The following is an 8,696-nucleotide window of genomic DNA, read 5'->3' as shown; positions in this document are numbered from 1 at the left end:
ATTGATTTCCCTTAAAGAACTGTCCAGTATTTGGATGAATTGTTCCCGATCCGAAGGCATTTTTTTAAATTCAATGACCCATTCATGTGCTCCTTTACTTTTGGAATCACCAAAATAAACCGGTGCTGCTGTGAAATTTGTAATAAGTGCATCGGTTGATTCTGAAGCTTTTTGAACTGCCTTCTCAGCATTCTCCACTATCACCTCTTCGCCAAATGCATTGATAAAATGTTTGGTTCTCCCTGATATTTTTAACCGATAGGGATAGGTATTGGTGAATTTGACTGTATCGCCAATTTTGTATCTCCAAAGTCCTCCATTGGTTGAGATCAAAATCGCATAATTTTTCCCGATTTCAACTTTTGAGAGCGGAATCACTTTTGGATTTTCATGTTCCCATTCTTCCATAGGAATGAATTCATAAAAAATCCCATAATCCAGCATCAATAACAATTCCTCCGAATCTTTCTGATCCTGAATCCCAAAAAATCCTTCTGAAGCATTATAGGTTTCCAAATACCTCATTTTGTCAGAAGGAATCAACTCCCGAAATAAGTTCCTATATGGGCCAAAGGCAACGGCTCCATGAAAAAACACTTCAAGATTGGGCCAAACTTCTAAAATATTGCTCGCACCCTTAAGGTCCATGACCCTTTGGAGCAACACAATCGTCCAAGTGGGTACACCGGAAATGCTTGTCACATTTTCATCCATGACCTCTAAGGCAGTTTTTTCAATTTTGGATTCCCATTCACTCATCAGGGCTATTTCTAGACTAGGCGTCCTTGCAAACTGTACCCATAAAGGAAGATTATGGGTAATCACGGCAGAAATATCCCCAACCTGAACATCACTATCATCATTCAATGGATTCCTAGCCAGACTTCCTCCTATCGTGAGGCCTTTCCCGGTAAATAGTTTGCTTTCCGGATAATTGTTGACATATAGGGAAAGCATGTCTTTTCCTCCTTTGAAATGACATTCTTCCAAAGATTCCTGGGAAACAGGTATGTATTTACTCCGACTTCCAGTAGTTCCTGAAGACTTTGAAAACCATTCTATTTCAGTTGGCCAAATGACATTTTGGGTTCCCCTCATCGTTTTTTCGATGTAAGGCTTAATTTGTTCGTAATCATGGATTGGAACTCGTTCCGCAAAATCCTCATAAGAACGGATGGCACTAAAACTGTACTTTTTGCCGAATTCTGTTCTTTTTGCCGAAGTAATGAGTTCATCAAAAATCTGATTTTGAGACTCAATCGGGTATTTCATAAAATTTTGTATCTGACCTATGCGGTTTTTAAAAATCCAGGTCATAAAAGAGTTTACAACTTCCATCAGTTAAAAATCTTACGTTTAAGTTCAAAGTTTTGGCCAAGATAAACCCTCCTGACCTGTTCATCTGCCGCTAATTCTTCAGCAGTACCTGCTTTCAGTAATTGACCTTCAAACATCAGGTATGCCCTGTCAGTTATGGATAAGGTCTCATTGACATTGTGGTCCGTGATCAGGATGCCGATGTTTTTGGTTTTGAGTTTGGCTACGATGCCCTGAATTTCTTCTACAGCAATTGGATCTACTCCTGCAAATGGTTCATCAAGAAGCACAAATTTTGGATCCACTGCCAAAGCTCGGGCAATTTCAGTCCTCCTCCTTTCCCCTCCTGACAATACCATACCTTGATTCTTTCGCACGTGGGTCAAACTAAATTCCTCGAGTAAGCTTTCTACTTTTTCTTTTCTTTGGACTTTGGTCATCTTGGTCATTTCCAATACGGCAAGAATATTCTCTTCCACAGAAAGTTTTCTGAAAACGGATGCCTCTTGGGCCAAATACCCTATTCCTAATTTAGCCCTTCTGTACATAGGAAGTTTAGTGATGTTTTGATCCTCCAAAAAAATCTGACCCTCATTTGGTTTTATTAGCCCCACAATCATGTAAAAAGAGGTGGTTTTTCCAGCTCCGTTAGGTCCTAAAAGGCCAACAATTTCTCCCTGTTCCACCTCAACAGATATATTATTGACAACCTTCTTGCCCTTGTAAATCTTAATAAGGTTATCTGCCCTTAATTTCATGTATTTATATTTTGTTTTCATTGGTCACATAGCCTGTCCCGAACCTGACTGCCTCAGGCAGGCTGGTTTCGGGAGAATCTCGCATGGTTATCATCATCCCAATGTGCGAGGTCTTTCCTCATGCTCGATTTCATAATCAATCAAATTTTATGTCTTTCACGTACAGTTGCAGACTGCTGTTGTTCCTAAAAGTATTCTCCCTGATCTCAAAAGCCAAATCAAAACGCATTTTTCGGTTAAGCATTTTGTAAATGATCTCGTCAGGATAGATATTTTTGTCCGCCATTCCAAAAGCAATACAAACAGGTCTTGTTTCCTGACCGTCCTGCACTACATTGAATCTCAAATGCTTGTCTTTAAGTATCCTGACATTTTCTGCATAGACCTGATTGACACAGAAAATAGGTTCCGGATTTCCAGGACCAAAAGGTGCCATCTGCTTTAATATGTTATAAAACTTATAGTTGATCTGATCCAGTAATATTTCATCATCGATTTCAAGAACCGGTTTCATATGGATATCTGTAATCCTAGAACTGACCACCTCTTCAAATCTCGATTGGAATGCTGGCACATTGGCAACAGACATGGTCAGTCCTGCAGCATATTTATGCCCTCCAAATTGTTCCAACAAGTCACTGCATTCTGATATCGCTTCATAGATATCAAAATCAAAAACTGATCTTGCACTTCCTGTGGCTTTACTGTTGGACTCGGTGAGAATGATAGTAGGTCTATAATATTTTTCAATACACCTCGACGCGACAATTCCTATGACACCTTTGTGCCAATCTTCTTTGAAAAGTACTGTAGATTTCATCTGCCTGACCTCTTCCATGCTCTGTATCATCGTCAAAGCTTCCTTGGTGATATTTTCATCAAAGTTTTTTCGGGCAGCATTTACAGTGTCGACAATTTCTGCCCTTGCCAATGCATCCTCCAAATCTTTCGAAATCAACAATTCCACAGATGCTTTGGCATGTTCCAACCTACCGGAGGCATTAATTCTAGGGCCTATTTTAAATACGATATCTGAGATTTCTATTTCATTTTCAATTTTGCTTCTCAAGATCAATGCTTTGATGCCCGGCCTTGGATTGTTATTGATCCTTTCTAGTCCGTAGAAAGTCAATACCCTGTTTTCACCTGTAATCGGTACAATATCCGCAGCAATGCTAATGGCCAATAAATCAAGATAGACCATCACTTTGGCAGGGTCTTTTCCCTGAAAAATAGAAAAGGCATGAATCAATTTAAAACCAACTCCACAACCACTCAATTCTTTGTAGGGATAAAGACAATCATTTCTTTTCGGATCCAAAACTGCAATGGCGGAAGGGAGATTTTCCCCCGGAGTATGATGATCACAAATAATAAAATCAACACCAAGTTCATTGGCCAATGCAACTTTTTCCAAGGCCTTTATACCACAATCCAAAGATATGATCAGCTTAAAATTATTTTCGGCAGCAAACCTGACTCCTTTTTCAGAAATACCATATCCTTCCTTATACCTGTCCGGAATATAAAAATTGACATGAGGATAAAACTCTCTCAAATAGCCAAATACCAAAGCCACAGAGGTGGTGCCATCAACATCATAGTCACCATAAACCAATATTTTTTCTTCTTTTTGGATGGCAGCTTGCAATCTTTCTACTGCCTTATCCATATCCTTCATCAAAAATGGGTCATGTAGTTTGTCCAAGTCAGGTCTAAAATAGTCTTTGGCTTTTTGAAAAGAATCTATCTTTCTATTGACCAGCATATTGGCCAAAGTCAGGTTTACATTGATTTCTTTTCCCAAAGATTCTACCGTTTCTAAATTAGCCTTGTCTCTGATCATCCATTTGTACTCCATTGGGCTAAATTACTAAAGTACGACACCAATAGTAACAAACGCATCCCAAATATTTTGATTGGGAATTTTCATTTGGCTTAAATCAAAAAAGACTGCCCCATTAAATAGAGCAGCCTGAAATAGCTTGAGATAAATTTTTTCTAAATTATTATTGATTCATTGCAACCAATTTCACCTCAAGGCTCACATCATCATAGATCAACCTGTCAGCAAGATTCTCGAAATAATTACCAGAACGATATTTGATGTCAAACTTGGTCCGATCAAAAACTATGCTGGCAGTAGCAATGATTTTGTCTCCTTGTACATCTACTTTTGCCGGAAAGGTAACTGGATTGCTGATACCTTTGATGATCAGATTTCCTGAAATCTGATAGTCTTTTCCATTCGATGATTTGGCTTCGGTGATTTTGAAAGATGATTTATTGAATTTTTCAACTGAAAAGAAATCATCCGATTTTAAATGATTGGTCAATCTTGCATTTGAATTTGCATCTGTAATATCCTCTACTGTGATGGTAGTCATATCCATTTCAAATGAGCCGCCTTGAATCTTTCCGTTTAGGTAATCCAACTGGGCATCAGAAATCTGGACTTTGCCATAGTGTTCCCCAGTAACTTTTTTGGCATTCCAATTTACAGTGCTCTCAGATTTGTTGACAATAGCATCAACTTCCTTTTCTGAGCTTACTAATACTGATGAAAACATCAGTGAGATAAAGGAAATAATTGTGATAAATTTCATTGTTGAATTGGTTTGGAGTAAATGTATAAGAGAGGTTTTTAATACCTCTCTTATAGACTCTTTTGAAAACAAATAGTTTAATGCAACTTATTATTTTATTTGAATGGATCAATTTATGATTACAGCGGGTAAATTCTGTGCTTTGAATTTTTCATTGTAAAGTTTGATGTCATTTTCTATCAACCCGTTCAAATCCGATTTATATCCTGTCCATTCCTTATCCAAATCAGCCAAACGTTGCTTTGAACCTGCTGTTAATCTTGGATCATGTACATCCACTGCTCCCCTTAGATCGAAATATTGGGCATTTAGCTGACTTGGGAAATTAATCACATCCTGAAAATTGCTTTGGCGGGTTTCCACCAATTTTGCTTCCCAGTCAACCAATTTTTGGATCAAATCCTGCCCTGCCTGATAAAGGTCCTTTGCATCATCTTTATCCTTCAAGAGTGAATTATGGTGTTCAATCTGACTTTTGACTTTTCGCATGTCATTGACCGATTGATGAATATCAGTCAGGGATATGGCAGCTTTTTCAAGCAAAGCCTGTTGTGCAGTCCAATCCTGAGGATTGATATTTTTGAGATTTGGATCTTGGGCCACTTCTATTTCAGTTTCTGAAATAGTCCCATTATAACTTAGCCTTGCTTTGTATTTACCAGGGGCAACACGGTGCCCGCTATAATCACCATATACAAATGCATTGGGAATTGGCAATAAAGTCTCCCCTCTGAAATTCCATGCAAACCTGTTCAACCCCTTTTTGGAAGGGATTACTTGCGCAGGAGAAGGTCCACCAGAAAAAGATTTAAAATTCTCATCCTTAATAGAGGAATAAGATCTGATGATTTTGCCTGATTGATCCAGGATTTCTAAAGTTACTTCCACAGAATCCACTTCTTCCGGCAAATAATAATCCAAAATCACTCCCGAAACAGGGTTTTCTCCGATTCCAGGAGGAAGGTCCATCCATGAAGGAATATATCCTTCGTATTTGTAAGTGGGTTTTGGAGTAAATATTTTCAAGCTGGAGAAATTCCCTTTTGACTGCTGCAATGCACTCAAGTCATCTAAAATCCAGAATGACCTGCCTGCGGTAGAAACAACCATGTCATTGTCCGCAAATGCAATGTCAGTAATCGGAACTACCGGAAGATTCAACTGAAGCTTTTGCCAATTGGCCCCACCGTTGAAAGAAACATAAAATCCCCTCTCAGCACCTCCATACAATAGATCTTTCACTTTTCGGTCTTCTCTGATGACTTTGATAAAATCATCTTTATCCACTCCTGCATCAATTTTGGTCCATGTCTTTCCGTAGTCAGTAGTTTTGTAAGACATATTGGAAAAATCGTTGAATTTGTACCTGGTGGCTGCAATAAATGCAGTTCCTTTCTCATGGGTAGAAACCTCAATAGCTTGGATGAGGCTTTCGGGTAATCCTGCCGGTGTGATGTTTTCCCAAGTCTTTCCACCATCCTTAGTAATATGGACAAGGCCACAATCACTTCCTGTGTAGATCACTCCTTTTTCATGGATAGACTCTATCACATAGCTTAAGGTGTTGTAGTTTTCGCCACCAGCCCCTTCATTGGTGATGGGTGCTCCGCCCGGTCCTTGTTTTGATTCCTCATTTCTGGTCAGGTCAGGGCTAATTTCTTCCCATGATAAACCTCCGTCATTTGTCTTGAAAAGAATATTGCCACCATGGTAAATGGTATTATAATCATGAGGAGAAGCAATGACAGGTGCATTCCAATTGAATCGGTATCTCATATCCTTGGCATCATAAGCCAGAATGTTAGCAGGATATTGCCTGATATCTTTAGTATGCCCATCTTGGGTATTCAGGACATCAATAAGTCCCTGATAACATCCCCCATAGAGCAAAACGGGGTTTTTGGGATCAAAAGCAATAAAAGCAGATTCACAACCAGGACCTATAAACCAATCTTTACCTGTCAGCCCAATGTAATTGTTCCTACTGGCAATGACTACCGAAGTATTGTCCTGCTGTCCGCCATAAATTTTGTATGGAAAGCTTTCATCCACATTGACCCTATAAAATTGGGCAGAGGGCTGATTGTCCTGCGTCGACCAACTCTTGGCACCATCATAAGTGATCTCAGCACCACCATCATCTCCCAAAATCATGTTCATAGGGTTTTTGGGATTGATCCAAAGGTCATGGGTATCAATATGTCTTACAGGAACCACAGCAAAATTTTTGCCTCCATCAATTGATTTTGTCAATGGGGAGTTAAGCACATAAACGACATCTGCATTAACAGGGTCTGCCTCCACTTCCATATAATACCAAGACCTTGAAGTCAACAATTGATTGTTGGTCATGTGTGTCCAAGTTTCCCCACCATTATCAGAGCGATAAACACCGGCAACTGATTTTTCAGCTTCCACAATGGCATAAACCCTTTCTGAATCAGCCCTGGAAACGCTTACCCCGATTTTTCCCATTTCTTCAGGAAGACCGGAATTGATTTTAGTCCAATTGTCTCCACCATCCACAGATTTCCAAATACCACAACCTGCACCACCGCTTTGTACCTGCCAAGGCAACCTGCGGTATTCCCAAGTAGCTGCATATAAAATCCTGGGATTATTGAAATCCATACTTAAGGAAGAAGCTCCTGTATTTTGATCTACATACAATATTTTGGTCCAGGTATTTCCACCATCTGTACTTTTATAGATCCCCCTTTCTTCATTGGGTCCATGTGCCGCACCTTGGGAAGCTACAAATACTATATCAGGGTTATTGGGGTGAATAATTACATCAGAAATATGTCTTGTCATTTCCAAACCCATATTTTTCCAAGTCTTACCTCCATCTGTGGATTTATAGACTCCGTCTCCAGAAGTGGTCATCACACCACGGATGGCATGCTCACCCATGCCGACATAAATCACATTAGGATCAGATTCACTGACAGCTATCGATCCCACAGAACCCGTTTTGAAAAATCCATCTGATACATTGTGCCAAGAGATTCCTGCATCGTCAGTTTTCCAGAGACCACCCCCTGTATATCCCACAAAAAACACCTGATCATTGTTTGGCACTCCGGAGACAGCATTCGATCTGCCACCCCGGTAGGGGCCAATATTGCGCCATTTAAGTCCTTGAAATAATTCCGCATCAAATGTTGGGGAAGGGGCTACTGCAGATTTTCTTCCTTGGGAAAAGGAAGAAAAGGACATGAAAATTATCATGCCAAATAATATGAGTTTTTTCATTATAAAGGTTGGTTGATTGGTGTTTTGAATTTGGCGAAAAAAGTTCATAAAGAACAATAAGGTGCTTGAATACGAGAATAATTTTTTTGGAAATAGCAGTTTCAATAAATAGAATTTAAATAAAATTCTTCAAAACCGCCTAATTTATATGATTTGCGCTGGTCAACCAGCCTAATTAACAAAAAATGGAATTAAGACGATATCTTCAAGACAGATTGGAATTCCAATTTTATCACAGCTTATTTTTTGAGGGGAACTGTTTTCGAGACTATAACGCCCATACAGTTTTAGACCCAATATATTTTTTTCTGGAGGGGTAAATCCAACTCCGATCCCCACTTCGTATATCAAAAAACAAATTACAAAAGTAAAAAAACAGCTTTGAACACAGTATTAAGTAAAGCATTGAATAATTGGAAAATTACCAGAATTTACAGGTATTTCCGCCTTTTGTATCATTTTGAGAGTAAATAATTACATGATTTACATATTATTTGAAGGATGAGATTAAGACCATCTATATTTAAAGTAAATCTTTTGTGAATTAACCTTTTTCACCTTTTTGATAAGCAGTTAGAGCGTTATAGCTATATATAATTCGCCATTTATGGTGATCCAATTTCTGAATGAGAAGACAGTTTATCGCTGCCTGACTGGTATTACTTAAACTATTTTATTAACCAAAAAAATCTATGATCATGTCAAAACCAATTAAAACAAATGGAGACAGTCCCATGGCCTTCCGATCTAAAGGAAATCG

At 38.8% G+C, this 8,696-nt stretch carries 5 protein-coding genes; all 5 read right to left on the bottom strand.

The features are described from left to right. Positions 1–1,338, bottom strand: a 1,338-nt coding sequence (locus ACEW8U_RS11720) for a GH3 auxin-responsive promoter family protein (RefSeq protein WP_373522229.1), incomplete at its 3' end; no start/stop codon positions are given. Beyond that, a complete protein-coding gene (gene lptB / locus ACEW8U_RS11715; protein WP_373522228.1) occupies positions 1,338–2,075 on the bottom strand; it encodes an LPS export ABC transporter ATP-binding protein in 738 nt (245 codons plus the stop codon). The genes ACEW8U_RS11720 and lptB, both read right to left, overlap by 1 nt. Before the next feature lie 136 nt (positions 2,076–2,211). Then, a complete protein-coding gene (recJ, locus tag ACEW8U_RS11710; protein ID WP_373522227.1) occupies positions 2,212–3,936 on the bottom strand; it encodes a single-stranded-DNA-specific exonuclease RecJ in 1,725 nt (574 codons plus the stop codon). Positions 3,937–4,084: 148 nt separating this feature from the next. Continuing rightward, a complete protein-coding gene (locus ACEW8U_RS11705; RefSeq protein ID WP_373522226.1) occupies positions 4,085–4,681 on the bottom strand; it encodes a YceI family protein in 597 nt (198 codons plus the stop codon). A gap of 108 nt (positions 4,682–4,789) precedes the next feature. Continuing rightward, positions 4,790–7,936, bottom strand: a complete 3,147-nt coding sequence (locus ACEW8U_RS11700) for a glycosyl hydrolase (protein WP_373522225.1) — start codon at positions 7,934–7,936, stop codon at positions 4,790–4,792. Positions 7,937–8,696 lie beyond the last annotated feature (760 nt).

It is taken from the genome of Aquiflexum sp., assembly GCF_041751335.1.
Classification (GTDB): domain Bacteria; phylum Bacteroidota; class Bacteroidia; order Cytophagales; family Cyclobacteriaceae; genus Aquiflexum.
Note: the sequence above shows the minus strand (reverse complement) of the source record. Positions and strands in the feature narration are given on the sequence as shown.